Genomic DNA, 26,815 nt, shown 5'->3' on the forward strand with positions numbered 1-26,815 from the left:
AAATTATTTTGTACACTTCATAAGGATAAATAGTCCTAGAGGTGTTACATGGAAAAGAAAAGCCTAAAAAAAAGAATTCTGTTTGTCTGCAAAAAGCATCATTTGTATGGTCACCACCATCATCATGAAAATAAATGTAGTGGATTATTTAACTCAGCATCATTTGTTGCTAGTTATTTAAGATCACAAGGACATGATGCAAAAGTAATCAATGCTATTGACGGCAATAACGTTGATCGCATTGTGACTGAATTTAATCCACACTTTGTGATTATTGAAGCGTTGTGGATAACTCCTGAAAAAATGCGGGAATTACTCGATATTCCAAGACATAAAAATCGTCTCTGGATCATAAGAATACACAGCAAGCTGACATTTCTAGCTTCTGAAGGAATGGCATTTGAATGGTTTGCTGGTTATCGTGAGCTAATGAAAGCACACAAAAATCTATATGTTGCACCCAACACATCAGAATTAACTGAAGACTTGGAAAATATTTTTAAACTAAGATCAATTTTCTTGCCGAATGTTTACACCAATGAATCTATGAATTTGCTTGAACATGAGCAACACAATGACAATCCACATTTGCACAAACAAGTAATCAATATAGGTTGTTTTGGTGCAATTCGTCCAATGAAAAACATTCTTACCCAAGCCATAGCAGCCGTAGAATTTGCCAAAAATGCCAATCTAGAAGTTCATTTTCACATCAATGCTGGCAGGGTGGAGCAGAATGGAGAAAGTGTTCTTAAAAATCTACGAGCCTTTTTTAACGGTTTACAGCATCATGTTTTGGTGGAGCATCCGTGGTTAGAGTATGAAGAATTTATTCAATTAGTCAAAACTATGGATATTGGAATGCAAGTATCTTTGTGCGAGACATTCAACATTGTAAGTGCTGATTTTGTTTCTAATAAAATTCCTTTAGTAGGCTCTAAAGAAATTAGTTGGCTGCCCGCAATGTTCTGTGCAGATGACACATCTACGAAAGATATTGCCGATCATTTAGAATATGCATGGACACAACCGGGCTACATGTTGAGACATTTGTCCAAAAGAGCTTTGCATGCATACAATACTGATTCCGAAGATAAATGGAATCAAGTGCTTAAAATGTGGTAATTATAACCTAGTCATACAACCATCAAAGTTCTCTAATTCTTTGAACCTATCAATATCGTCAACAATAACAAGTTCTGGGGTTGATTTACTCCAAACTGTTATGCCTAATTTTGGCTTTTCTTCCGAACAATTTACACATGTTTTTGTGTGCAATAATTCCATTCTTTCTAATGGAATTATTGCACCACATTTAATACACTTACTCTTCACTATAATCACGTTCTTCAGTGTCTTGTTCTAAGTCGTAATTTTGAATTTCAAGATCATATTTCTTGATTTCCTCAGGCGTAACTTCAGCGAGAGCCATTCCGCCATTGCCAGATGGTTTCGGATTATTTTGTACGGGGGCTCCTGCGGCTCCTTCTTCTGGCGGCGGCGGTGCTCCACCAGGGGGTTGAGTAAGATCGGGACTTGGGCCACCTGCTTCTGTGCCCATTTGTTGTTCATCATTACTTGGCAATCCCACGCCGAGAAGCTGCGGATTTTGTGCAAGAACCTGGAGTTTGAAGTCTTCCAATTTCTGAATTTTCAAACGAGCCTGCATTCCTGCCGCTTCTTCTTCGGTATATTTAAGAATTCCTGTAAGAATATCGAAGTCAGCCATAATCATCGATCCCTTGAGATTACTAGCCCAACCAATACGATTGTTCATCAACTCTTGTTTGCTAAGTTCTCTATACTCCGAAGGCGGTGTCCAAATGACTTGCAAATCCTCAAAGTCTTCTTTGGGAACTCCACGCAGTTTAAGGTGTGTTGTTATAATTTGTACAACAGCTTTAGAAAAATGAGCCTGTAATCTCTCGATAGTGCGTGCAAAACGCACATTTTGGGAAGAAAGGCTAGTCTTTGTGGCATTAGCATCTTCGGTGGAAAAGTAATTCAACGGGAACTTTAAAGCTGTAAACAATTTGTTGCGGAAATATAATGCATCATCAATTTCGCCAAGGTTTTGAGCACCCTGTAAAGTGTCAATACGAGTGTTGGTAGCATTTGGACGAATAGGCAACCAGTAATCCTCATCAATGGCTGGTGGATGCCAACGTTCTTCAACACTAGAAGCACCAGGACCGCCACCTCGGGATGGGGCTACTTTCTTTTTGCGGAACTGATCCTTGATGCGTTCCATAAAAGCTTCGGCCCTTGCGGGTGACAAAGTGCCCACGTCGATATAAAACACACGTCTTTCAGGGGCTCTTGATAATCGATAAACTACCATAGAGTCTTCCATGAGTCGTAATTGATGTGCAGGCCCTCTGGCTGCTTCGATCAATGAAACACCATAGGGATAAAAAGTACGACGATCATCGCCAATTTTTGTATGCACTATTTGATCGGCAGTAAACCTTACTGCTGTTGCTTGCATTAAATCTGCTTCAGTTGCTTGCGTTACAGGCACTCTAGTAAGGCTTTGATAATCTGGGCCTTCATTAGATTGTTGAAACTCAACCAATTTACCCTTGGTAGTTTCTATGCGATACATGCTATCTGGCGGCAATGGCAAAAGTGCCACAACACCTTTTTTGGGGTTTTCTGCATCGATAACAACTTCAAAGAAGTGATCGCCTTGAATACATGTATTTTTTACATAGTTCCAACCAACTGATGGATCATCGAAATTTAGCATTTCAGGGTGAAAACACAGAAATTCTGCTTCTTCTTTGGCGAATTCATTAGCACAACGGATTTCAAAGATATGTCCATTTTCACCACGTTGGCAATTGTGATAAACAATAGATTCGCCGCAAAAGTTCTTGTGTTTTTCTACCGATAGATCATAAACATCTATTTCTTTCCATTCTTCAACACCAATGACTCTTCTGCAATTTTCTTTCTTGCCCAATTGTCTAAGTTCTTTAAGACTAAATCCTTCTTTTTTCAAAATGCTGCGAAGGGTGTCTCGGTCATGGTGGGTAACTTTAGCCGTTTCCTCAATTGTGGCTCCCGCACACAACATACGCACAATATCTGTTGCTGGAGTTTTTAGAGATTTGCCAGTACGCCATTCGTCAACGAATTGTCTTTCTGTTTTCCAGCCATCAACCAAAGAAAATATGCGTGGGTGTTGATTGGTTTTTAATTTGTCATTAAAATAAAGATTTGGTTGCTCTCTGTAAAAGGGCATCAATTCGTCTCCGAATTGAAGTAGCCCTGTCATTGTCCAATCTCCGTTATGCAATAAAACTCGATGTTCAGGCGTGGCAATAAAATTGGTGCCATCATCTAATTTGATGCGAATAGTACGTGCAGTTTTAACTTTTCTAGCATCATAAGCCCAGCCGATAGTATAGTCTTTTTTGTCTCCATCCCAACAATAAACAAGGAATCTTTCACCTGACTTATTTTCAGCAAGCCATTTAATGGTTTGTGGTCCAAAAAATACTGTATTCACAATCATATGGCCCGCCAAACAAGTTTCATCGGCGTAGGTGTCCATGACTGCTTCTATTTCAGATACTGAACGAAGTCGTTCATATTCCTTGTAACGAGAAATACGATTTGTTACACTGGACAAATCCACAAAATCGTTAGTGTCTCTGAGTTTTATTAAACCTCTGCCGCCGCCCCAAAAACTACCATCTTGTCGAATGTCGGGGATAGCATCAGGTTGCGTGACACCCGCACCCGAGATGTCCTTCTTGGCTCGTGTTTCGATAGGATCATCTCGAAATGCATAATTCCAAATCTTAAATAAGTCTGACCATTTTGGCATAAGTTTACTTTTTCAGCCTATAATTTGTTACTATGATATATAAGAGTTTAAATTACGAAAATGAAAAGAGTTTTATTTCTAGCAAGTCACCCAGGAGCCAATGCGGAACAATTAGCCGCATTGTTGGAGCATAATCAGTGCATACAATTTTATCATACTAACTCCACCTATAAACACCCCTCAGATATAGCTGCTCTCCAGTTGTCGCCACACAAAAACACCACAACTGCCGCCATATATGCCGCCCTGTTACTGGATAACAACAATCTGTCAGGTAGAAGTTTGTATAAATTTTGTCATTTTGTTTATTTTATTTGTGGTCCAAAATTTGCCATTACAGAACTAGTAAAAACTCAAACCATGAAAAACGCTGTTGATCTATATGTTTTAAGAATACGCAGGTTATATGAAATGGCAGTACAATCCCCAGAAGCTGTATTTTTAACATGGGATAACATCCAAGGGGAAAAAGGATTGAATTTGATAGAAAATCATTTCCATCTAAAAACCCCACTACAATATAATCCCGATGGTTTTACAGAACCAAAGGATTGTGTTTTATCAAGCTATTTGCAAGAAGCCGAAGAAGCCTATGAAGGGATAATTTACCGAATGAGACAGCTAAAACACATTAGTCAATGTCAGTGATTAATGTAGGGGTTTGTTTCTCAGCCTTCTTCTTCATGTTGTCAATCTTTTTCTGTTCTTCAGAAATCATGCTGTCTATACCATCAAGCACAGCTTTGGCGTTATCGGGTGTGATAAAGAAGCTGTTCATTTTTGCCCTATAATCTTCTTCTATTGTTATCCTAGATTTTTCTCTTTTGTGTCTCTTGTCTTCGACTTGTTCTATTTCGTTTAATGTGCGTTTTAAATGATATCGAGCATTTTGTAATGCAAAATCATTTGGCAACTCTTTAAGTGCCCTTTCCAACAAAGCCTTTGATTCATCTGTATTATTTTTCATCTGGAATTACCTCAAACAGATCGTCGGGAGCAATATCAACTATTGTGTTGTGATTGTATCTCTCAGATAATGGAATATCTCCCAAGCTTCTTACACTAATTATCTTGACAATTCCATATTTCTCATTTAGCGTTTCTTGCAATGCTGTTTCAAAACTCCATGTTTCCATTTTTGTTCCTATAATTTTATCTTTACTTTTGTGTCATCTTTTGAACTAAATATTATTTCTTTAGCTGCAATTATTTCTCCAGAAAATTCATTAATTCCAATATATTTTTTCCCTTGTCCTTTTTTAACATATGCCAATGTGACATGGGGACAATACGTTGGAAATGAAGATGTGTGTTTTAATTGTTTTAACTTTTTGTTTAACTGATGCAATGATTGCCCTTGCACCTCAATTTTTACCACATCATATTTTGCATCATGTTCAAATATGGATATTTTACCAAGTGTAAATTTTATAGCATTTCCTTTTACTATTTCTTTGACTTCTTCTGACTTAGAGGTGTGTAATCCATATAAAATAGTCACATGTATCTCATTTTCTCTGCCAAAATGACTGCCCTCTTTGTATAATTCCTTTTCTGGAATATGTTTTTTACCCCAAGCAATTATCTTTTTTGCCAAGTGTTGGGGAATATCAACTTGCACGGAAGAATAATCATAACTTGTTCCGTGTTTTTCTAAATATTGTTGCCAAGTTAACATAATGTTTTTTCTTTAAAATATAGCATCCCTTTTTTGCTCTTATCTGCCAACCAAATTACTAAAATATTTTTATGAATTTCCACAAAACTACCACCCGAAAGACTTCAGGAGGTCGTCGTGACGCCTCCTCCAGACAACTGCTTCGCTTTCTTCATCCTCTTTGTCTGTGCCGAAGAAATTAAAAAATGAATCCCGTTCCTCTTCATCTTCTAATAGCATTTCATTCTCAATGCCACGCAACATCTCTTGTTTAATTTGTTCGTAAATATCTGATTTAAATATTTGAGTAGTTTCTTCTGGAATTTGTACACCCACAGGCATATCATGTAACATTTTATCTCTGATACACAAAGCAATGGAAAGAGCCATAATGGAATCGTCATGTTTTCCTTTTAATGCTTCGGCTCGTTTGGCTCTAGGGTTAAATATAAATGTTTTTAATTCTTCTACCAAACGACAACTATTAATGGCCAACGTTCCATTTAATAATTTGTTTTGTACAGCTTCTAAGAAAACAGTTCTATTATTTGGTCCCATTTTTACACCTGGGCGTGGGTCTTTCCCTTTGCCATCGAAATACAAGTTGTCATATCCCAATCCCAAGTGCAAAGCATTAGCAACAGCACATCCTACGCCATTTGATTCAACAACAATTAATGCATGGTTATACATAATGCCTATTCTCTCTAGAACCATTGAAAAAGAATTTGGAGTAATAATATTACTATAAAATTCTGCCACTTGTTCTAATGTTTTCATGTCAATTACATGAAAACAACTACTATCGCCATTTTCTTTTACACCCTCGGCACAGTCAACACCTATAATATAATCATGGGCCTCATGGGGCTCCTCCCACACCCATAATGCACCTCGTTCCCATCCATAGTTTTTTTCACCACGATTAGCCCACTGTTCCATTAAAATTCTTTTAGGAATTCTTTCACGGGTCTCTTCAATCAAGTCACTAATAATGTGAGGCGGAATAAATGTATCACCTGATCCCAAAAAGCTACGCAACACTTCTTGTTGCCAAGCTTTATCGCCCAAGTTGGTTTTAGTTTCAGCAATCCAATCAGGGCGGCAATAGTCAGGATGCTGCCAGTAATCTAAATCAATAACATGGAAGTGGTTTCTTCCCGCTTCCGCAGAGTGATATGTTTCTTCGTACCAATTGCCCAAGCCATTGACGGTGGAAATCACATAGCAAGAACCACCCGTAGCAATTGTGGGATACATGGCTTTCCAGTGAGTTTCCATATCAGGAATAAATGCACCTTCATCAATGATAAGAATTGTGATAGATTTACCACGAGCAGCGTCTGGCGTGTAAAATCTCATAGCACTACCAGTTTCTCCAAATATTTTTTCATGCTTACTTTCGCCATCCATCTTGGGCTTGAGCCAAGAGGGGAGATATTCCAAGGCTCTTTTGCTTACTTCGCCAGCAGCAATAGCTTCACGGTCAGTTTTTGACAAAACCATAATTTGTTGGTCAGTTCTAAACATACAACGCCACAAAGCCCACAAAACGGCAATAGTTGTCAAGCCTCCCTGTCGGAACTTGCTAATAATACAAAATCGATTATTTTCATATTCCTCAATAACTTTTCTTTGATACTTGTAAAGAATACAGGGAATTAAACCATCAATAGGATGGAATATTTTCACGTATTTGTGGCAAAAATATGGAAAACTATTAACACATTTGATAAATTCTTTCATTTGCCGATCTGGACTGAAGGTTTCCGGGTCTTCGGCATAAGAATCAATACCAATGTCTAATTCTAATTTGTCAAATGTATAGAATTGGGAGTATACATCATTCCATTCCTTGGCTTGCACAATTTCCGATACTTTTTGGAATTTATTGTAAAAACCAGGATCGCTGGGGGAACCGATAAACTTTAAATCGGGAATTTTAACTTTACTTCTGATAAATCTGATCTCATCAGAAATATCATTTCGTTCGTTGTCCATAATGGCGGGATCATTATCCATAATTTACTAACCTTTCAAAATATCTATGCATAAAGTTAATAAATTTAGAAAAATGACGTTGACAATTAAAAAATAAAAACTATAATTGTGTTAGGCAAGTACGAAAAAAGGAGAAAGAAATGAAAGAATATCGTATTGTTAGAGCGTTACCCGTGGCTCGCTTTTACTACACTGGCAGCCATTCTCATCCTGTACGGCGAACTGTATTAGTGATTGAGAACCACAAAACCTATTTTACAGGTCATGAAATGCGTGAGGGTTCTGTTGTCAGAACTAAGATTTCTCAGGCCCCCATCAAGAGCTATTCTAAGAGTAAAATAGCCAAGATTGGTCAATGTGGTCTTCGTTTGCGAAAAAGAATTCCACAAAATATGCATACCCACAGCACCTATGAACGACGCAAATTGATAGATTTGGTCACCCGTGGGGTGTAAGTATGCCAAAATATTGGGACGATGAAGACGGTTGGCATGACCGTCTTCATCGTCAGTCAGAAACTGAATTAAAAGAGAAGACAATGAATGCTAATGATTTAAATTTAATGGCTTTTTTGCTCAACAAACTCAACATGACCTATGCTGAAGCTAAAAAAGAATTTTTAAATCAAGCTGAAGTCAAACCAGTTTGTAGGAATATAGAAATTTCCCAGGAATTGGTTGAAGTCATGACAGAACCAATGGCTCAGTTATATCGAGTTATTCCCATTAACTATGAGAATGAAACTAATACATTGACTGTTGCTGCTGCCATTATCAGCAAGTCAATTGAAGAAGAGTTGCAAACTTTTTTGGGATGCAATATTAAAACAGAAATCTATACAGAAGAAGAAATAAACAAGGCTTTGAATCACTACTACAATTTGAGTGGCTGCTGTGATTGTGATTGCTGCTGTGAGCCCTTCGAATTTCCAGATTGCATGGGCAGGGAATTATAGATGCAAAATATTGATCCTGACATCTAAATACCTATAATTGAAACAAACAGGAAGCAAAAATGTCATATTATCAAAACGTTTTTCCACAAGAATTTATAGGTAACTGGGTCTTAGGCGATAGGCAAGCCAGTTTATCTTTTAGATGCCCAGCCAATACAGGTCGGGGCGATGAAGTTGTTCAGAGTTATGGCAATCCGACACTTACAGCCGGTGATCCAACATTCAATCTTTCAGCCAATGATCCTGAAAGCAATGCCACCACCAGTCTGAGAATTTGGTACGCCAGAGATTTTGCCACGGGATTTAAGGGATGGACACAACTAGCAGTTGTTATCGCTGGCCCTGGTGCCACTGTTCCCACAACCGCTGCAACAACCACGCCAACACAAATAGTAGCCAATTTAAATGCTGATACGACTTTTGCCACTATGTTTGTTGCAAGTGTTGGAAATAATGGCAAAAGTATAGTCATTCGACAAGCCATTCCAATAACTCAGTTGAAGTTCTATATTGACAATAGAGCAGCAGAAACCATTTTGTTGTTCAATGCTCGGGCCGGGGTAGCAGAACTTCCCTGCTATTTTGATAGGCACACAATTCGACAAAGATTTGCTTATATTGATGGCATGAATCATTTGATTGATCTTTCTCACGATATTACTAATGTCAGTGTGGCCAATCCTGGTGTAATAACATCTTTGGCTCATGGCTTGGCAAATACTGATCTAATTACCATTGACAATTCCAATTCAACTGGATCACTCGATACAGCCAGTGTTGCAGTGGCAAATGTTACTGCTGACACTTTCACCACAGGTGTTAATGTCACTGTATTGGGTAATTATGGCGTGTGGGCAAGATTAGTAGATTTTAATGTTATTACTAACGCAACCGATAAAAATGGCAATACCTTAGGATATAGTTTAGCTACAACCAAGAGAGATTACCAACTTCTTGCTGGACGTTCTGGAATATTTAATTTCCAAAAAATTACAGTGGATGCAATTGGAACTGGTAGAATTACTAAAATTATTGAATACCCTGCGGGGGCGGTAGCTGGCAACATGGGAAGACTGATCGAATATAAATATACGGATGCTAAAACAAATCCCGATATAATCACCGAAGAGCCTTATGTTTTGACAAACGCTGATTTGGTAACACCACCAGTCGTCTAAGAGCCCATGTCTCTGAATAATATGTGATGTATGCCTTGCATTTTGTATAGTGCATTTGGCTCTTCATTTGTGCGATAATGTTTATCAGTAGAAATATTCATTTCTATTAAAGATGGTTTTATAGGTATTATAATTGGGCTTGAGCTTGAGCTTGAGCTTCCAGCGGCACCACCACTTGAGCTTGAGTTTGAACTGGAGCTTTTGCTTGAGCTTGAACTAGAGCTTTTGCTTGAACTCTTTGAACTGGAGCTTGAGCCTGCTTCAATCACAATGAGTGGTGTGCTTGGATAACCGCCTAGTATATCAAAACTATTATTGGTAATTTTAAAGGCGTATGTACCAATACTTGTAAACTTTAAAGACCACACCCACTCTGCGTACATATTCAAAGTCATATTTACCTGAGTAGCAACACTGTCCATATCATTTTGCGTTCCAAATCCAGCATAAGTACCCTCTGGTGACAATAAAGAGTTGCCTGTTCCTGTACTATCTGTGATATAGTCTGAACGCCAAACAACTACTGGTGTTGCTACTCCAATAGCATAATAATTTGGGCTGTCGATGGGTTTGGAATAATATAAACTTGGGGTAAGAAGAGAGCTTCCTCCACCTGTTGCAGTTGCCAGCTTGATTCTAATTCTGTAATTAGTATTTGTAACACCAGCAGCTTGAGTGTTTTCGTCCGCAAGTGGATTCTCACCAACGCCTAATGCGTGGTCATCCAAGTACCAACGATAACCAGTTTGTGTATATTTTAATCCTGCCATTGTTTTCCTGCTTTAAGAGCCCATGTCTCTGAATAATATGTGATGTATGCCTTGCATTTTGTATAATGCATTTGGTTCTTCATTTGTGCGGTAATACTTCTCAGTAGAAATATTCATTTCTATTAAAGATGGTTTTATAAGTGATGTAGCCGATGAGCCTGATGATCTTGATGAGGATGAGCTTGAGCTTGATGAGCCTGCGGGAACATTGCCACTACTTGAACTTGAACTTGAACTTGAACTTGAACTTGAAGGGGAAAGCTCAATCATAATGCGTGGAATTTGCGGATAGCCTCCTGCTATATCACTTCCAGCATTTGTTATTTTAAAGGCATATAAGCCAATGTTTGTAAATTTTAAACACCATTCCCACTCCGTGTATTGACCATTACTCAGCGTCACCGTAGGAGCAACATTGTCTATATCATTTTGTGTTCCTTGTTGAATATAACTAAGTCCACCTGATGATAATAAAGAGCCACCCACTCCAGTACCATCAGTAATATAACTTGAAGGAGAAACAACTACTGGTGTTGCTACTCCAATAGCATAATAATTTGGGCTGTCGATGGGTTTGGAATAATATAAACTTGGGGTAAGAAGAGAGCTTCCTCCACCTGTTGCAGTTGCCAGCTTGATTCTAATTCTGTAATTAGTATTTGTAACACCAGCAGCTTGAGTGTTTTCGTCCGCAAGTGGATTCTCACCAACGCCTAATGCGTGGTCATCCAAGTACCAACGATAACCAGTTTGTGTGTATACTATTCCCGCCATTATTTTTATCCCTCAACTATATAGTGATATATGACTAAAGAAGAAATCAAAGAAATTGTTTCTGAGACCATTGAGCAACTTCATTCAAGATCGATGTTGACAAGCTATGGCATAAAAACAAATAAGTGGAACATTGTGGGAATTGTAATTATTGTAATTCAAGTAATTGCAATTAGTTATTTTATGTTCTTTTAAGCTCCCCACAAGCGTTTCATTTTTTCAACCCAAGCCAATTTGCTTCTTTTTTTGGTTTCAATCAACTTGCGGTTGTGTTCATTTTGACGTTCTTTGAATAATTTACGGCCTTGCAAATATAATTTTTCTATCATTTGCTGCCATTCATCAACGGGAACATAAGACTTTAAATCCCCTCCCAATTCTCTATACACTATTGTTCCTTTGTATAAAACTTTGATTTCGGATTCGTCATCTTTAAACCAAATTTCGAGAGGAAATCCTCTGCTCAAACCATCGAAATGCCACCCTTCATTATTTGTGCCAAACATGGAAATGTTTTCTGGAACATTCCATTCCGCCCCATCGGGCAATCCTCGTTCTTCTGTATCGGCTGTTGGCAAATTATCGTCTTCTAAATTCATATAATCATCTAAAAGTGTTTCTGTGTAGAATTTACCTCCCCCAGTAGTATGTCTTACTAGAGGTTCGCCCATTGTTTTGAGGATAACGCCAAACTTGCCTTTTAAGCCCATGTAATCTTTGCGTTTGGCTTCTAAAATTCGCAAATCCCGAATCTTTTGTTCGTGTTCGTTCAATTTTAAACCTCAATATTTTTCAATTCGCCATTAAGATATTTGATTGCATTAATCAAAGTATCAACATTGTCTTGAGCATGGCCGAGCATCACATTACAATGATGACATATCACTCCTCTTACATTACCAGTTGTGTGATCGTGGTCTATAACTCTTTTGCACTTTTTTCCATCTATTCGCTTTTTAGAAGTTGCACCTTGTATAAACTCTCTTTCACAAATTGGGCAATTAGTCAAAGAATAAACACATTCAATTTGATCTGCATTTAATTTATAGCGAAGACCAGTTAGTATTTTTTTATACTCCTCGGTGTTATATTTTTGATATTTATCTGGATTAGATTGTCGTCTTTTGCGTTGTTTTTCGGCAAGTTCTTTCTTATGTGCGTCTTTCCACTCTTTTTGTTTGCCATACACTTCTTCTTTATGCAACGATCTATATTTAGCACCATATGCTTTTGATTCTTCTTTATGCGATGCTCTATATTTAGCATTGTATAATTTTCTTTTTTCTTTGTCGGTCATATTACCACTCCTCCATGCATATTTTTCTCATTAGCTCATCATTTGGAAGGCTGTTCCAGCCATCTTCGGTTGCAGGCAGAAGATTGATTTCTAGTTTTTGGCCTTCTGTTACCTTGCTCTTAATTACAACTTTTCCGAATTTGGAATATTCTACAACCGATTTTCTTACTACATCTGATACGGTGATTTTTTTTCCGCACAGCATTGAAATTATTTGCGACAATTTTTCTAAATGCTCCAGCAGGGATTCTTCCATCAATACATTGACTTGTTTCATGCTTACTCCTTCTATATTTCTATATCTCTATATTATATATGCACCAAGATTTAATTTTAATATGAATACATAAATAAAAAAGGAGACCTCTATATGTGGCAATGGTTAATAAAAATATGGCAAAAAATACAAGATTTATTTGTGGTTGTACCGAAGCAACAAGTTATGCCAACACAAATAACTTTTCAAGCAAATGATCCAACAACACCGGATTTAAGATTTGTGGTTCCTTGTCCTTCCGATCCATTACCATTGCAGATTACTGTGGTTGGTTTAAATTCCCCAGCGGAATGGGGGACGGCAGAAGGAGACGCCGCCACAGTATTTGTTACGCTCGCAACATTATTGGAATACTTAAAAAAGATGTTTAGTAAACCAACACACTGGGCAGCCGCTCCTATACTTCAGGTTGTGCCAAGAGCGGGCAAACAATTAAATGCTTACTATGATCGCCAATCCCTGAGATATTTTTTTGACCAAGATCGTCATGGGAAAATGATCTATTTGTGCGAGTCTAGTGAAGTAGTTGCCCACGAATGCGGACATGCTATTTTAGATGCCCTTCGACCAGATTTTTGGAGCACAGCTTCCTTGGAAACATTTGCTTTTCATGAAGCATTTGCGGACATCACAGCAATGGTTGCCACGATGCAGTGGGACCAAGTATTGAACAAGGCAATTAAAGACACAAATGGCAATTTGCATCAATCTAATGTTGTTTCTATGATTGGCGAAGATGTGGGACTTATATTAGGAATGCAACAGGGCTTAAGAAATGCATTCAATACTTTTTGCTACACTCCACCAGAAAACTTGCCAGAGAGTGCCCCAGACAATCAATTATCTGGAGAATGTCATAACTTTGGCAGAGTGTTTTTAGGAGCATGGTATGAATTAATGGTCAATATTTATGATTATCACAAAACCGTAGGCATGGATGCAAAAACAGCACTCACACAAGCTAGAGATGTGGCATATTTATTGCTTTTAAATGCCGTTGTTCAAACCCCTAATACACCAAGATTACACGAAGCCATAGCGAAAATAATGGTTTCTTTGGCATCTAAAGATTACCAAGAAATTGTTAGAAAGACTTTTGCTAAAAGAGGCTTGCTTGGAGAACATAGTTTATTTGCAATGTCGGGTGTTACATGGGATCAATTTGCGGACAAAGATAAAGCTCGTATCATAGAGGGCAATACCAAATTTGCAGTTGTGTCCCCCGAGAAAAAAACCATGCATCTTGCCCATCACGTTTCTAATGAACGCCTGTCTGCACTAGCAATAGGTGGCTATAATTTAGGCAATGTAAAAGTAGAATTTGCTGCGGATAAATTCTATGAATTCGATGAGGGCGGCAAATTAATTAGCATGTTTGCTCCCGAACAAGAAGAATTAGTTCAAATTACACAAAAAGCCGTAACATCTATCACCAGTATTGGTCCTCATGAAGACACAATGTGGAAAGTAGAAAACGGAAATTTAGTAAGAACATATTACGAATAGACTTGCAATAAATTAAATAATTTATTAGAATACAATATAGCACCGTACCAATAGGAGCACAATATGGATTATTGGTTTGAAGAACGAGAAGAACCTTATTGTTTTATTAAACCTTCTCAGTTGGCTAATTGGCGTTGGGAAGAAGTAGAATGTGATGAAGAAGAGGATGAATTAGACGAAGATTTCATCAATTGGTTTGAAGATTAGTTTTTCTTCATCTTTTTTAGTCTTCTTTTTAATTTTGACCAGCCTGTGGGTGGGTCTTCACCATTATTGTATTGAGGTAGGGCACCAGGGCCTGCCACCATAGGGTTTTCTTTAGGGGGTGTTAAGCCGCCACCAACACCTCCTGTTTGCCCTACTTCCGCTAACCACGTTTTGAATCGCATAACCTATATAGTATTATGAAACACATCATTGAAATATTAGAAATTAAGCATTTGTCCAAAAACGGCACAGTGCTATGGGAAGCATATAATTTGCCAAATACATTACACATTAGTGGAGAACAGTTTATTTTGTTGGCCACATTTGTAGGAGGCATAACTAACACCTACATCCCAGCATCTTATTATTTTGGGCTGGACAATAGAACATCTTTAGATACTGCTGATACTCTATTGACAGCAGCAGCTACAGAACCTGCAACATATGGTTATAACAGAGCGGTAGTGGGCTCTAGTGGTCAGTTTATCGTATCTGTTGCTATGACTGGACATAATATAGCAACCAGCCCCATTGTAACATTTTCTGCTATAGGTGGGCCTTGGGGTCCGGTTAAAAATATGTTTTTATCCACCACAGCTAATAACACCGGATATTTAATTGCTTCCGTACCCTTGTTATCCAGCATAACATTGAATGCTGGGGAACAAGTGAGTGCAAGAATTGGATTGGGATTAAAAGACTGTCCCTAAACTAAAGACTTTTGCAGCAATTCTATTGGTTTTATTTCCACAAAATGTAATACACTGATTTTTTTCACTTCGGTTTGATGAGAAAATGACAGATAACCATCAGCCCCGCCATCAATTAAATCCAATAATTGATTTGGATTAGGTCGAGTGTTCTTTTCATACCATTTTGCTTTGGCATCTTCATCCATTGATCGCCACACATCATTAGGCATCAATTCTTTCCAATATTGATTACTTGTCGGTGGAATAGTAATAACGTGACCAGTTGGGGCTGGTTCTATTTTTTTTGGTTTACCATTATTGCGTAGAAGATATTTACAAAAGATTTCTTCTGCATCGTGTGGCAAACGTCCTTTTTTTACCCACACAGGGATACTCACACCAACAACGGTGATAGAATTGCCATTATACAGTGCATATCGTTCCTCTCGGGTGAGAAAAACATTATGTGATATGGTTAGAATTATCGCCATTGTTTTCCATTCGCATAGAAAGGACACATATTTTTCCAATCACAACGTCGGCAATGTTCCCCGACTTTGCCTCGGGCTTCATCGGGGGGCATTGCCTCTATTTGTTGATGAGTCTTCAACAAATGCTGTTCCACGTCCAGCAGCGACTGTTGGCCAAATCTGGCTCCTATGAGATCACCTCCCTCAAGATAATAAAGGGCTGCTTGGATATTCTCAGCGGGAACATTAAACTTCTTTTGTACAACTCTTGCATAACAACGCAACTGAATATCTTTTGTTATTGTCTGTGGAGTTTTTCTCCACATGCCTTTTTTGGTGGTTTTATAGTCAACAATCCAAAACTTATTGTCTTTTTCAATTAATCTGTCAATTACTCCCGTGATTAGCTTGTTATTGGGAGGATCAAGGTCATAAGTAAACGCAAATTCCGTTTCCCCTGTAGTGCCCAGAATTTTAGTTATTTTTTCAATAGACCGCAAATGCCCAGGCATACGATCCTTATATTCTGGTGGAATTGGTGGACAATAAGATTTCTTACCAAATCTTTCTTCAATAGGAGTCTGTCCAGATAATATTTCCTTTGTTACTTCATTTAATGGTGTTTCGCCCTTGCGTTGCACATATATTTCTGCAATACGGTGAACTACCTTTCCGTACACAAAGTAAAAAGGTTCTGACACAGGAGAAGGTAGTTTTAGGTGATAACGACACTTATAAGAAAAAGGACATTGGTGGAAACAATCCGATCTACTGACGCTAATATGTTCTATATTCATTTAATTTCCTTTATAACAAATTTGTTTATTGATTTCAAGTAATTTTCAATATCTTTTAAATAATATCTTCTGTGCCCGCCCATAGTTTTCATGCTCATTAGTTTGCCAGAAAGCTCCCAATTACGAAGTGTATTGGTGGATACTCCAAGCATATCAGCCGCTTCTTTGGGAGAAATAAATTCACTCATATCTTAAATTTCCTCAAAAATTGAAATTTCCAATACTATATAATAGTATGAGAAAATTAAATTACGAATATGTTAAAAAATATTTTGAAGAACAAGGATGCGTATTATTAGAACAAGAATATTTCGAAGCCCATGCCCACATGCAATATATTTGCAGTTGTGGTTGCCAATCATCTATAACATGGGCAAACTTCAACAGCGGCTACAGATGTAAATCATGCGGTCATAAAAGATCAGCAGAGAAATATCGTCTCTCTCAAGAATATATTTTGCAATATTTTAAAGATCGTGGATGTGTATTACTAGAAGAATATATTGACGCAAACAAACCAATGCAATATATTTGCAGTTGTGGGAATAAGGACAAAATACGATTTTCTAAATTTAAACAAGGACAAAGATGCCGAACATGTAAATATGAAAAAATCAGAGAGAAAATGAAGCAACGCAAGGGTACTTCAAATCCAAGGTGGAATCCAAACCGTGAATATGTACAATTGAATAAATTAATGCACATAAAATTCAGAAGTATGGTAGCAAATATATTGGACGCTACCGACAAGAGAAAGAATTGCAAAAGTGCGGAATTGTTGGGTTATACTAGACTGGAATTACAGGAACACCTGATGCGACACCCTAATTGGGATAATATTAGGCATCATAAGTGGTCAATAGATCACATTTTCCCAATCAAGGCATTTTTAGAACACGGAATAACTGATCTAAAAATAATTAATTGTCTCGAAAATCTGCGACCTATGTTGTGCAAGGAAAACATATCTAAATCTTCTAAGTATAACAAGGAAGATTTTCGATTTTGGCTAGCCACAAAGGGAATTGAAAATGCGGTCTACTAATCAACACTATATAACAAAATCATATTTAAACAACTTTTGCCATCCTTCAATTGGGCAACATGCCCTCTATCCTTATCGTAAGAACGGCGGGGCATGTAAACCAAGAGGAACAAAACAGCTAGGAAGTGCTATTGATTTTTATGTCCAACGGATTAATGGTGAGTTAAATAATCAGTTAGATGAAATGAGAGAGATAAGTGAACGTCTTTTGTTTTGCAAGGATAAAAGTCATCCAAGTCCACTAACCAAGTGTGTGAAAGATACTGAGAAATCTTTTGTTCCTGACGATGAAGCGAAAGAGCATTTTGCTGGTGCTGCTGCCTTTTTGCACTGCGGATCACCAGTTCAAGTTCATAATTCGGCAATGACTGGGCTATGGGCGATGCAAGTAGAGATATTTAACAGAATAAACGCACCAGAAACGTTGGAATTTTATAAAGAGCGGTTTGGAGATGCGGCGGAAGCACAGAGAGACAAAGACCGTAAAGAATTGTTGGCAGGGGAACTTGTTATTGATGTTGGCAACGAAAATCACAAACAACTTGGTTTTGAATCATTCCAATACCAAGAATTATGGATGGATTTTATGTGTGCTATGAGTTTGACTATTATGCACAGCCATCATTTTTTTATTACAAGCGACAATCCAGTTATTTTGTTTTCTCGATCAAAAAAAGGAATTGATAATGTGGGACTAAAAATGAGAGATGCCGAGATTTGGTTCCCAATTTCTTGGAACAAAGGGCTGCTCTGGAGGTGGGGCAAACATCCAACGCACCATCAGACAGGATATTCTGAAAATTGCGTCCTTAACCGAAGGGAAATTGATGGATGTTATAAATTTGTTTATTCGCCTTTGCAGTCGGATTGGTTGGAAAAAACTTCTCACCAGACCAATTTTAATCCTTTGATTGGATATTATGGATGTTTAAATAATTTCTTTTCTCATGCAAAGCCGTGTTATGACGCTCAAACTGGTGAGTTATTAGATGGAGAAATAATAGAGGTATTCGCAGCGTTAAAGCACGCTAATAAACCAGATATTTTGGGCATTTAATTTTTTGTGAATACAATATATAATTTATGCAATTTAAGGAATGGCTAGCTCGAAAAACTTATTATCATGGTAGTTTTGACAAACTGCCAAATGGCACTATTTTAAGGCCCAACCCCAATTACGTTCAGCACTGGGGCAAAAATTCATTTTATCAAATTTTAGAAAAACACCGCCCACCCAATATGATTTCTCACAAAAACGCTGTGTTTATGTGCGACAATTCAGATGATGTAGGGTTGGCAGGCGGTGCAGAACGTTTTATTTATGCTGTTCAGCCCCTTGGACCTGTTCAAAAACATGATCTCAATTGGTCGAGCGAAATCAGCATGCTAACAGATATGTTGGCAAATGGAGAAGAAACTGATAAGGATTCTTTAAAAAGAGCAGCCGCCCATTATTGGCGTGGTGATCCACACCCCAACGAATCCGTCTGGGAATATCTCACAACCTACGCTGTTATTGTTGATTTAGTTGAAGAAGAATGATATAATGTGCGTATGAAAATCTCTGCCGATAAGTTTATTGATTGGGCCGAAAGTCGCTTTGATTCTGTGCTGGTGCATGGAAATGAAGTCAAGTTAAATTCTATTTTCACGGATGACACCCACCACAAGCTTTGGTGCAACACCAACGGTGGCAAAAAAGGGCAACCGCCCTGCTTCCAATGCTGGAAAACCGGCAACAAAGGGTCGTTAATAAGTCTGGTTTGCTTAGTGGACAATTGTGACTATGAAACTGCTCTTGAAGCTCTGGGTGGCGAAAACATTGTTCTTCTCAACCTTGAGAGAAAACTAAAAGAATTTTTTGATAATAAAAACAAAAAACCGGAGGAAGAACAAGAGGAAGAAGTTTCCAACACTCTGGCTCTGCCGCCTTTCAGTAGTTTAATTACAGAATTGCCGGTTTACAACTTCCATCGAGTACAAGCAGAGGTTTATTTGTTTGATCGTAGATTGCCAATAGAAGGATTATATGTGACCACAGGGGGTGGGCAATACAGGCAACGTGTGGTAATTCCTTATTATGACCGCAATGGCATTTTAATTTATTTCAACGCACGATACATTGGTAAATTACCAAACGTCAACAAATATTTAGGACCAGACAAAAAAACAGGAGTCGGAAAAGAAGATGTAATTTACATGCCTAAATGGCCTTCATTTGGTTCTAAGGTTTATTTAACCGAAGGGGAGTTTGACGCACTCTCTATTTGGCAGAGTGGCAAGGGAGAATTATATGCTGGGGCTTTTGGTGGCAAAAATCTTTCCGAGAAACAGGTAGAAATGATACGTCATTATTTGCCTGTTTTATGCCTAGATACAGACAAGGCTGGCAAAAGTGGTTTAACCAAAATGGCAATGATTTTACGATCCAAGGGGTTGACACCCACATTTGTTCGACCGCCAGCAATCTATAAAGACTGGAACGCTATGTTGCAAAAAATAGGATCAGAGGCTTTGGTGTTTTACATTCGATCAAAAGAAAAGCCTTTAGATGATGCCGCTTTGATGCGATTATTGGCCTAACGCAAAGACATAGAAAATGCCGATTGGCCATTTTTTTGACCAAGGAACGTTGGTATTCTGGTGCTACGTTCTTCTCGCTCAAGTTTGTGAATTGCTGCCCAGAGAACATCTTTAAATTCTGGGGTAGCTCGCTCAAGTGCTTCGTCTACACTTTTCCACGCACTGTCTGTTTTTGCATTTGCTGCAACGGCATACTCCAATTTTCCTTTTGAATCTCTTCGTATTATATAAAATGTTTTTCCGCTTAAAAAAGAGGTTTCCGTCTGTTCGTTTATTAGTTTTTCTAAAAACTCAAAGAATGTAAGCATTATGATTTTATATATGAATACAACTCTAATAATTGCATGAAAAACATAGAGTATTTTGTGGGTAAAATCTGTTCTGTTTTTACAACACCCCTCAACAGAGATTTCAAATTAGAAGGACCAAACAGCCTTGAGCAATTATTGCACTATTTTTTAGGAACAATCGATTCAGTAGACGATCAGGGAATATTATTGTCACAACGCAATGGACGCAAAGCATATGTGTTCAAAAGCCACTTGGTTGCCATTGCTGAAGAAGAGGTGCTTGATCCTGACAATCCAGAAGACGCAAAAATTATCAGAGAAATGAAGCCCTTGTCAGGCAAAAAATTGCCGCAGTCTTTGGTGCCAACGGAAATACCCGTGCCCAAAAAAGAAATCACGGAGATAAAAGTGCCCAGTTTGTTGAATATTGATTCGATGGCTGCTATTGCCGATAACCTTAAAAAGAACTTTGGTCAAAATGTTTGAGCTTGAAAAACAAAAAATATATTTGCAGGATTGCCGCAACTTATCCGATCTAGTGCCCAAATCAATAGATTTCATCTTTACAAGTCCACCTTATTGGAATTTAAAAAAGTATGGTGGTCCCAATTCTATTGGTGAGTCAGAATATGAGCAGTATCTTGATGATATGAATGTGGTGTGGAATGAGTGTTATCGTGTATCCAAGCCCACGGCAGTATTAGTAATCAATGCAAACATTCGTCGTCATGAACGTAAATTATATCCTATTCCATTTGACATAGTTGCAAGAATGAAAGGGTGGACATTATGGGATGTGAATATATGGTTCGTTCCAAATGCTCGCACACAATGCAAGACTTATATGGAAAGGCTACTAGACAATAAGTTTGAACACATTCTTGTTTTCACCAAAGATAATAATCAAGATTATCATTTTTCCAAACCAAGAATTGCACAAAAGGAATATCGCATTCGCAAACGATTTGGAAAAGAATACATAGAATATGATCGTAGGGAAAACAAAAAAAACAAGAATGGGAGATGTGTTGGAAATGTTATCCGCATACCTGCTTATCGTCCACCTCCCATCAAGCAAATGAATTATCATGTCGCTGCTTTCCCAGAAGACTTAGCTGCTTTCTACATACAGCTTTATACAAAGGAAAACGATGTGGTTTTGGACCCATTTGTGGGCTCAGGTACGGTATTAAAGGTGTGTAGGACAATGAATCGCAATGGTGTTGGGTATGAAATCAACACCAATTACGAAGATTTGATAAGAAATAGGATTATGGAAAAATTTACTGTTCCTAATTGGGAGGAATTGAATATTTTAACATAAATAGACATATGGACAATAAAATGAAATTTTCACAATGGGCGAACCTTTCTCCCCACAAAAACCTGAAATTCCACAAATTCTGTCAATTTAAGGAATTAGACGAAGACACTTTAACAGAGATGGCACGCCTCAGGATTACCCAGGGGATAGAACGCCCAGAATTTAGGAAAGTTCCATATCTTCTTGATGGATTTGTGATTTTCTGTTTATCACAACTACCGCAGTCGCTATGGTCTGAGGCGTTGACTTATTTACATGATTGGGGAATATACAAGGTTCAGCAAGAAATGAAAAATGCTGGTATTCAGCCTCTTATGCGTGGAGAAACGTCCTATCTTGGTATCACAGGTGGAACACCAGAAGAAAAAGCAAAATATGATGAAGTACGCACTTATTTGCTGAGGAAAAAACCATATGATTTCATTACATTATCAGGACACACATTTCTTGTTGTTAGTCCAAATAATTATCATCCTATTGCCTATATGTATATGAAAATAGACAATAGTGCCAACGATGAGGTGTTACAACACCAAGAAAGTCTCAGCAAAACAGACAGAATGGAATATGAGAAGGCAGGACATGGGCTGCATAGTGGGTTTTTAAATTCCTTCGATCCCCCCGAAAATAAAGATGGCACATACATACACCACGTATGGACAGGTTATAGAGGTTTAAATCAAGGGTCGGCTTCCAAGTGGTTGTCTCGATATTATGATAATTTGCATTGGTATCATATGGCATCTAATCAAGATATAGACGATCCAAACAAAGTACAAAAGAGAAGAGATCAATACGAAGCCATCAAAAAAGACCCGTTATTACTTCATCCGAGAATAAAACAATCGGGGGCCACGCCCAGAAGAGAATCAGCATTGCCCATTCTTTCTGGAGGTATGTTGCAAAAAGATGTGGGAAAACTGAATGCTTATAGGAATGCCGTTGTCAATAATTCGATGAGTCAAAAGATGCGTGAAAAATGGCAAATAGTAACCTCCCCAGAGGGACGTACCAACATAGAAATAGGTATAGCTGCGGGCCATAATCATGTGTTTAACACCTTTGAAATTCCGTTGCAAAAAGCCGCTCAAATTAAACAACTTTTGCAAAACCCAGAACTTACAACGCTTGCTACGAACGCAGGTAGTTATTCAACTTCAGAATATATTGCAGAAAAAGTTGGAATCGAAGGAAAGAAAGTTGGCAATTTCACCTATACTCCAAAACAAATTATTGATGCGATTGCAGCCGATACCAAAAAGTTCGATGCTTGCGTATATCCATATTGGGATTCAGCAGGCAAATTACACAGCAATTCCACAGAAGGGCAGCATCCATATGTTCAAACCAAAATTAAGGTGGCTCCCGAAAAGTTTATTCCAAAAGAATCCTACATGCAGCAGCACACACACCAATTGTTAGCTACAGTAGCAGAAGAGATGATAGATTCTTATAAAAAAGCTATAGACGGCAATGAAAATGAAGCTTCGGAAACAAGAGTTAACCGACAGAAGTTTTTAATGCTTTTCAGAAACGCAGATATTAAGCCAGAAGCATCAGAAAACGGAGAGTACAGTCAAGATTTTCCAGCAGCCATCAGAAACTATGCCCAACAACTAAGAAATGCTGAGCCTAGAATTATGTGGCCAAAAGAATATGTCACACAAGAGCTTACAAATGCTGGCTACAATTTGTATGCATATAAAGCTAAAAATAAGGAACTTAAAACAGAAGCACAAGAAGAACCACAAGAACAAGAACCACAAGATATACAACAACCTAAACGAATTCAAAACAAGTTAAAGAAAGACCCATCAGAAAAGAGAAAAAATAAAGATTGGACTCCGCTTATTGATGGTATGGAAACAGCTTTGTTGGCCAAATCATTTAAGTATTGGTTGCAGTATTTAAGGGGACGAAAACAAGGAGAGTTTAACATGTCCGTACCTGCCCCAATGGCAGAACTCCCAAATAGCTTAAGTCAAGTTACTGAATTATTACAAGAGTTTATTGATTTTAACAACAAAAAATCAAATCATATTATACAGAACACTAAAACCGCCAATGAATTTGATTATTCTTTAAACTTTATACATGACAAAGGAGAGGAGTATGTGTCCTCTGGATGGGATACGCAACGTGGCGATCCTCTCACTATTTATGGTGATGATGAGGACTATGCCGATCTTCTCAAAGTTTGCGATGAAACTTGGGTTATTCTCAAAGCTATGGCAGCCGTTAAAGGCTTTTTAATAGGAAGTTTACGAGACCAAAAGCTACAAGAGGAAGGACAAAATTCACAAAGCAAACTAACATCTATGCTACATCCTGACAACAGAAACATTCTTATAGCATTAGATGATGAGGTGGCAAGCGAAGCATTGTCTGAATTCAAACATACAAAAATAGGAATAAAGCCAGTGTTTAATTACCTGAGACTGAGAAGGAAGCTCATAAAAGAGGGAGGAAAAATCGATCAAGCAACCGGCGATTTAGAGAATGTTAGAAGAAAAAATCCGCTTGTTCAACATTTTGAAAAAGCCCAAACAGAATTTTTAACAGTATTACACGATAATGTTCAAAATTATGTAAAACGATTGTGGCAATTGGATTTAGGATACGGCTCCAGAAGAACAGTGGGAAGAGGCCCAAAAACACAGCAAGGTGGCGAAATGTTTGATATAGGTGGGGGCAAAAAAGTAAGTGGCAAATCTAGTGAGCAAGAACAATTGGAATCTAGATATGGGGCGGCAGTAGCGTTTTTAATGGAGCCGAAAAAAGACCGATCTTTGCCGGAAAGAGGGAAAGAAATCGAAGGTCAAATATTTAGTACAAGTCTGCGACGACAAAAGGCAGAATCTGATGAACATATTAGAAAAGTACAAAATGGATTGTTGCAAATAGAAAAAGCAACAGGGGTGAGAGTTGATCGCAAAACGCCTGGATTTATAGATGAGGTTATGAGACTTGTTCAAGCTATGCATACTTCAAGGCAAAAATCACTCAGCTACGTTGTTGAGGTTGCCGAACGTGAAAAATATCATGCGTTACAAAACTCGCCAAAATTCAAAAGTATGTCCCCCGATCAGGTTGAGGAGGAAGTTAAGGCATATGGACGACTCAAAGCCAAAATGTTTATGGATCAATTAGATCAAATACATACTCTTTGCCCAACTATCGATATAGTAGCACAAAAAATGGGAGATAGATGGAGGGTATTAAACAGAGCCTCAAGACAAATTTTGGCAAATATGCAATATACAATTGAGAAAAATTTCTTTGATGGACAAGGAAATCTCAAACCAATGGCAGAAAAGGGTTTTAAAGCATATTTGAAAACCTTATCTGAAGTTTCAAATTATGCACTAACAGGTAATACTCCATCCTATAATCCAAAGTATACCGAAATAACTGATGCCATCGATGAAATCACAGAAGAAATTGAAAAAGCTCAAAAGGCAAAGAATGTCTCAGAAGATCAAAAAGTGCCATTTAGATTGGGCTTGCGTAGATTTACTGCCCTTTTCTATAGTGTTCTTAGACAACATACCACGACTATTGCCGATTCCAGAAAAGACACCATAGAAACAGATTTAAAATCTCTTGCTGATGATAGGGTTTTATCTGTGGATAAAGGCTGGTTAGGCACTGCCGAAAAGGTATTGGAAACTAAAAATCATTATGACCAGCCTATTCCTGCTGATTTATTTGCAAAATACGCAGCAAACATACAGAGGGCTGTAAGTATTGCTAAACAACGAGTTGCTTAGTCGGAATAACTGCCATCGTCGTCTTCATATGAAAGAGAGGAAGTTGCCGCCTCTGGCTCCCACAGATCAGCATCCTCTGGCTTTGGTGGCGAAAAGCCCCTGGATGGTTTGTTGTTACCCTGCTCGCTCAGATATAGTGCAGCAGCATTTTCATTATCAAAATGTCTAACAAAATCAGTCCAGGGTCGGCCTTTGACTTCTTTACCAATTAAATTGCTAATTTTGGTAACAACTTCTTTGTTGTTAGTGTAATCTGTGTGTCCAAACCACCCTTTGTTAAAGGTTAAAAACAAATTGGTAAGACCTTCTACTTCATCTGTGAATTTATTTCCAGCTTGGTCTTGCCACTGCTTTAATAAAGCTTCCTGAGCATTTGGAAACTTCTTATAAATACCAGATGGCTTTTTAGCCCATGAAAACCATGTCCAAGGATCAAATGGTTGCAGGTCTTCCCACCGCAGGTGATCCATCATATCTTCTAAAATATCCTTATGTTTTTCAGTGGGGTTTTCAATAATGGGCAATACTGCTTTTTTCTTTTTTGTAACTTCGGGCTTATTTTTTACTGAAGGCCAATCCTCAGGCGGAATTACTGGTTCGTCTTTATCTGTAGGTGCGACTTCTTTATCTGTAGGTGCGACTTCTTTATCTGTAGGTGCGACTTCCCTATCTGTAGGTGCGACTTCTTTATGCTTGTCTGTTGGCATTAAATCACTACCAAAACGATTGAACAGAGGCACTTGTTTGTGAGTTGCCCATTTTGTGGAAGCTTCTAAATCACCTGCTGTAAAGCCTAAATCATGGGCTTGTTTCAAGAAGCTTAAAACTAATTTAGCCACTTCTTCTTTAGCCTTAGTAAATGCACTAACCACTTCTTGGGTGGCCTCTTCTATTACAAAATAATAATCAGCAAGATTGTTTGCTGATTCTTTCAAATCAAGATATTCTTTTAGTGTCAAACGAGGTAGTGGCCCCTCATTTGCATATTTCCAAGCCGGGTCTTCAGGATTGGTTCCCCTCCACACTCTAGAAGCCAGTCCTTTTAACCCCTGATATGTCCACGTATCACGCCAACGTGGCACCTTCCTGCCCATAGCGGCTGTAGCGGCTGTGGGAGACTCTGTGGGAGATTCTGTAGAAGGAGTTGTTGTATGAGGCTCTGGTGTTGCCGAAGCAGCAGGCGGCGTTGTAGACACTGGTGCAGCAGTAGGTGTTGAAGCAGCAGGAATTGGAGCAGCAGATACTGGTGGTGTCTCTGGCTCCAATTCCCCTAAGCGTTTATACAACCTGTCAAAAATATCATCTAATTTTGTTTTATAGTCTTGTTGCAGGGTGTCAAAACTCTTCTGCAACTCGGCTTTTGTAGGCTGTGGCATAATATCTCCGT

At 38.2% G+C, this 26,815-nt stretch carries 32 protein-coding genes; 15 read left to right on the forward strand and 17 right to left on the reverse strand.

Going from position 1 to position 26,815, the window contains the following annotated elements:
* Nucleotides 1-48: 48 nt before the first annotated feature.
* On the forward strand, nucleotides 49-1,125 hold the full coding sequence (locus tag M0R80_08470) for a hypothetical protein (protein MCK9459658.1): 1,077 nt from the start codon (nucleotides 49-51) through the stop codon (nucleotides 1,123-1,125).
* Here M0R80_08470 and M0R80_08475 read toward each other — a convergent pair whose 3' ends face one another.
* Nucleotides 1,126-1,344: a hypothetical protein gene (locus M0R80_08475; protein MCK9459659.1), complete on the reverse strand. Its 219-nt coding sequence runs from the start codon at nucleotides 1,342-1,344 to the stop codon at nucleotides 1,126-1,128. It lies immediately after the preceding gene.
* Nucleotides 1,325-3,835 (reverse strand): portal protein, encoded by a 2,511-nt coding sequence (locus M0R80_08480; GenBank protein ID MCK9459660.1) that lies wholly within the window; start codon nucleotides 3,833-3,835, stop codon nucleotides 1,325-1,327. The genes M0R80_08475 and M0R80_08480 overlap by 20 nt, the downstream gene beginning before the upstream one ends.
* Before the next feature lie 60 nt (nucleotides 3,836-3,895).
* Between M0R80_08480 and M0R80_08485 the strand changes: the two genes are divergently transcribed.
* Nucleotides 3,896-4,483 (forward strand): hypothetical protein, encoded by a 588-nt coding sequence (locus tag M0R80_08485; protein ID MCK9459661.1) that lies wholly within the window; start codon nucleotides 3,896-3,898, stop codon nucleotides 4,481-4,483.
* On the opposite strand, the gene M0R80_08490 is transcribed toward M0R80_08485, so the two are convergent.
* The 4 genes from M0R80_08490 to M0R80_08505 all read right to left on the reverse strand — a co-directional run bounded on the left by M0R80_08490 (nucleotide 4,467) and on the right by M0R80_08505 (nucleotide 7,493).
* Nucleotides 4,467-4,802, reverse strand: a complete 336-nt coding sequence (locus M0R80_08490; GenBank protein MCK9459662.1) for a hypothetical protein — start codon at nucleotides 4,800-4,802, stop codon at nucleotides 4,467-4,469. The two genes, M0R80_08485 and M0R80_08490, sit on opposite strands and share 17 nt — an antisense overlap.
* A complete protein-coding gene (locus M0R80_08495; protein ID MCK9459663.1) occupies nucleotides 4,792-4,971 on the reverse strand; it encodes a hypothetical protein in 180 nt (59 codons plus the stop codon). The genes M0R80_08490 and M0R80_08495 overlap by 11 nt, the downstream gene beginning before the upstream one ends.
* A gap of 8 nt (nucleotides 4,972-4,979) precedes the next feature.
* Nucleotides 4,980-5,513, reverse strand: a complete 534-nt coding sequence (locus M0R80_08500; protein MCK9459664.1) for a 2'-5' RNA ligase family protein — start codon at nucleotides 5,511-5,513, stop codon at nucleotides 4,980-4,982.
* A gap of 87 nt (nucleotides 5,514-5,600) precedes the next feature.
* Nucleotides 5,601-7,493, reverse strand: a complete 1,893-nt coding sequence (locus tag M0R80_08505; protein MCK9459665.1) for a hypothetical protein — start codon at nucleotides 7,491-7,493, stop codon at nucleotides 5,601-5,603.
* Nucleotides 7,494-7,633: 140 nt separating this feature from the next.
* On the opposite strand from M0R80_08505, the gene M0R80_08510 reads away from it, so the two are divergent.
* From M0R80_08510 to M0R80_08520, 3 genes are read left to right on the forward strand one after another with little or no spacing between them, the layout of a single operon-like run.
* On the forward strand, nucleotides 7,634-7,948 hold the full coding sequence (locus tag M0R80_08510) for a hypothetical protein (protein ID MCK9459666.1): 315 nt from the start codon (nucleotides 7,634-7,636) through the stop codon (nucleotides 7,946-7,948).
* 2 nt (nucleotides 7,949-7,950) lie between these two features.
* Nucleotides 7,951-8,448 (forward strand): hypothetical protein, encoded by a 498-nt coding sequence (locus tag M0R80_08515; protein ID MCK9459667.1) that lies wholly within the window; start codon nucleotides 7,951-7,953, stop codon nucleotides 8,446-8,448.
* A gap of 59 nt (nucleotides 8,449-8,507) precedes the next feature.
* Entirely contained in the window at nucleotides 8,508-9,626 is a 1,119-nt protein-coding gene (locus M0R80_08520; GenBank protein ID MCK9459668.1) for a hypothetical protein, read from the forward strand.
* Here the strand turns inward: M0R80_08520 and M0R80_08525 are convergent.
* From M0R80_08525 to M0R80_08545, 5 genes are all read right to left on the reverse strand, one after another.
* Complete coding sequence (locus M0R80_08525; protein MCK9459669.1) at nucleotides 9,623-10,396, reverse strand: hypothetical protein; 774 nt, start codon at nucleotides 10,394-10,396, stop codon at nucleotides 9,623-9,625. The two genes, M0R80_08520 and M0R80_08525, sit on opposite strands and share 4 nt — an antisense overlap.
* Nucleotides 10,397-10,408: 12 nt before the next feature.
* Nucleotides 10,409-11,128 carry a hypothetical protein gene (locus tag M0R80_08530; GenBank protein ID MCK9459670.1) on the reverse strand — a complete coding sequence of 240 codons (720 nt, stop codon included), beginning with the start codon at nucleotides 11,126-11,128 and terminating at the stop codon, nucleotides 10,409-10,411.
* Nucleotides 11,129-11,361: 233 nt separating this feature from the next.
* Complete coding sequence (locus M0R80_08535; GenBank protein ID MCK9459671.1) at nucleotides 11,362-11,943, reverse strand: hypothetical protein; 582 nt, start codon at nucleotides 11,941-11,943, stop codon at nucleotides 11,362-11,364.
* 2 nt (nucleotides 11,944-11,945) lie between these two features.
* Entirely contained in the window at nucleotides 11,946-12,467 is a 522-nt protein-coding gene (locus M0R80_08540) for an endonuclease VII domain-containing protein (GenBank protein MCK9459672.1), read from the reverse strand.
* Between the two features lies 1 nt (nucleotide 12,468).
* Entirely contained in the window at nucleotides 12,469-12,744 is a 276-nt protein-coding gene (locus M0R80_08545) for a hypothetical protein (GenBank protein ID MCK9459673.1), read from the reverse strand.
* Between the two features lie 93 nt (nucleotides 12,745-12,837).
* Between M0R80_08545 and M0R80_08550 the strand changes: the two genes are divergently transcribed.
* A complete protein-coding gene (locus M0R80_08550; GenBank protein MCK9459674.1) occupies nucleotides 12,838-14,250 on the forward strand; it encodes a hypothetical protein in 1,413 nt (470 codons plus the stop codon).
* Between the two features lie 63 nt (nucleotides 14,251-14,313).
* Nucleotides 14,314-14,457, forward strand: a complete 144-nt coding sequence (locus tag M0R80_08555) for a hypothetical protein (protein MCK9459675.1) — start codon at nucleotides 14,314-14,316, stop codon at nucleotides 14,455-14,457.
* Here the strand turns inward: M0R80_08555 and M0R80_08560 are convergent.
* Nucleotides 14,454-14,639 (reverse strand): hypothetical protein, encoded by a 186-nt coding sequence (locus M0R80_08560; GenBank protein ID MCK9459676.1) that lies wholly within the window; start codon nucleotides 14,637-14,639, stop codon nucleotides 14,454-14,456. The two genes, M0R80_08555 and M0R80_08560, sit on opposite strands and share 4 nt — an antisense overlap.
* A 15-nt stretch (nucleotides 14,640-14,654) precedes the next feature.
* On the opposite strand from M0R80_08560, the gene M0R80_08565 reads away from it, so the two are divergent.
* The gene (locus tag M0R80_08565; GenBank protein ID MCK9459677.1) at nucleotides 14,655-15,167 is read left to right on the forward strand and encodes a hypothetical protein; all 513 of its coding nucleotides are present in this window, start codon (nucleotides 14,655-14,657) and stop codon (nucleotides 15,165-15,167) included.
* Here the strand turns inward: M0R80_08565 and M0R80_08570 are convergent.
* The 3 genes from M0R80_08570 to M0R80_08580 are packed head-to-tail and all read right to left on the reverse strand — an operon-like array spanning nucleotide 15,164 to nucleotide 16,604.
* A complete protein-coding gene (locus M0R80_08570; GenBank protein ID MCK9459678.1) occupies nucleotides 15,164-15,640 on the reverse strand; it encodes a hypothetical protein in 477 nt (158 codons plus the stop codon). The two genes, M0R80_08565 and M0R80_08570, sit on opposite strands and share 4 nt — an antisense overlap.
* Entirely contained in the window at nucleotides 15,631-16,416 is a 786-nt protein-coding gene (locus M0R80_08575) for a PD-(D/E)XK nuclease family protein (protein ID MCK9459679.1), read from the reverse strand. The genes M0R80_08570 and M0R80_08575 overlap by 10 nt, the downstream gene beginning before the upstream one ends.
* Entirely contained in the window at nucleotides 16,413-16,604 is a 192-nt protein-coding gene (locus M0R80_08580) for a helix-turn-helix domain-containing protein (GenBank protein MCK9459680.1), read from the reverse strand. Before M0R80_08580 ends, M0R80_08575 begins: the two co-directional genes overlap by 4 nt.
* Before the next feature lie 47 nt (nucleotides 16,605-16,651).
* Here M0R80_08580 and M0R80_08585 point away from each other — a divergent pair, with 47 nt between their 5' ends.
* From M0R80_08585 to M0R80_08600, 4 genes are read left to right on the forward strand one after another with little or no spacing between them, the layout of a single operon-like run.
* Nucleotides 16,652-17,461: a hypothetical protein gene (locus M0R80_08585; protein MCK9459681.1), complete on the forward strand. Its 810-nt coding sequence runs from the start codon at nucleotides 16,652-16,654 to the stop codon at nucleotides 17,459-17,461.
* Entirely contained in the window at nucleotides 17,448-18,518 is a 1,071-nt protein-coding gene (locus tag M0R80_08590; protein MCK9459682.1) for a DUF4238 domain-containing protein, read from the forward strand. Before M0R80_08585 ends, M0R80_08590 begins: the two co-directional genes overlap by 14 nt.
* A gap of 26 nt (nucleotides 18,519-18,544) precedes the next feature.
* On the forward strand, nucleotides 18,545-19,003 hold the full coding sequence (locus M0R80_08595; GenBank protein MCK9459683.1) for a hypothetical protein: 459 nt from the start codon (nucleotides 18,545-18,547) through the stop codon (nucleotides 19,001-19,003).
* Between the two features lie 12 nt (nucleotides 19,004-19,015).
* Entirely contained in the window at nucleotides 19,016-20,044 is a 1,029-nt protein-coding gene (locus M0R80_08600; GenBank protein ID MCK9459684.1) for a toprim domain-containing protein, read from the forward strand.
* Here M0R80_08600 and M0R80_08605 read toward each other — a convergent pair.
* A complete protein-coding gene (locus M0R80_08605) occupies nucleotides 20,041-20,352 on the reverse strand; it encodes a hypothetical protein (protein MCK9459685.1) in 312 nt (103 codons plus the stop codon). The genes M0R80_08600 and M0R80_08605 overlap by 4 nt on opposite strands.
* A gap of 36 nt (nucleotides 20,353-20,388) precedes the next feature.
* Here M0R80_08605 and M0R80_08610 point away from each other — a divergent pair, with 36 nt between their 5' ends.
* Genes M0R80_08610 through M0R80_08620 form a run of 3 tightly spaced genes read left to right on the forward strand, consistent with a single transcriptional unit; the run spans nucleotide 20,389 to nucleotide 25,428 of the window.
* The gene (locus M0R80_08610) at nucleotides 20,389-20,820 is read left to right on the forward strand and encodes a hypothetical protein (protein ID MCK9459686.1); all 432 of its coding nucleotides are present in this window, start codon (nucleotides 20,389-20,391) and stop codon (nucleotides 20,818-20,820) included.
* Nucleotides 20,813-21,658 carry a site-specific DNA-methyltransferase gene (locus M0R80_08615; protein ID MCK9459687.1) on the forward strand — a complete coding sequence of 282 codons (846 nt, stop codon included), beginning with the start codon at nucleotides 20,813-20,815 and terminating at the stop codon, nucleotides 21,656-21,658. The genes M0R80_08610 and M0R80_08615 overlap by 8 nt, the downstream gene beginning before the upstream one ends.
* 8 nt (nucleotides 21,659-21,666) lie before the next feature.
* The gene (locus M0R80_08620; protein ID MCK9459688.1) at nucleotides 21,667-25,428 is read left to right on the forward strand and encodes a hypothetical protein; all 3,762 of its coding nucleotides are present in this window, start codon (nucleotides 21,667-21,669) and stop codon (nucleotides 25,426-25,428) included.
* Here M0R80_08620 and M0R80_08625 read toward each other — a convergent pair.
* On the reverse strand, nucleotides 25,425-26,804 hold the full coding sequence (locus M0R80_08625; GenBank protein MCK9459689.1) for a hypothetical protein: 1,380 nt from the start codon (nucleotides 26,802-26,804) through the stop codon (nucleotides 25,425-25,427). The two genes, M0R80_08620 and M0R80_08625, sit on opposite strands and share 4 nt — an antisense overlap.
* Nucleotides 26,805-26,815: the final 11 nt, after the last annotated feature.

Source organism: Pseudomonadota bacterium, assembly GCA_023229365.1.
Taxonomy (GTDB): domain Bacteria; phylum Myxococcota_A; class Polyangia; order JAAYKL01; family JAAYKL01; genus JALNZK01.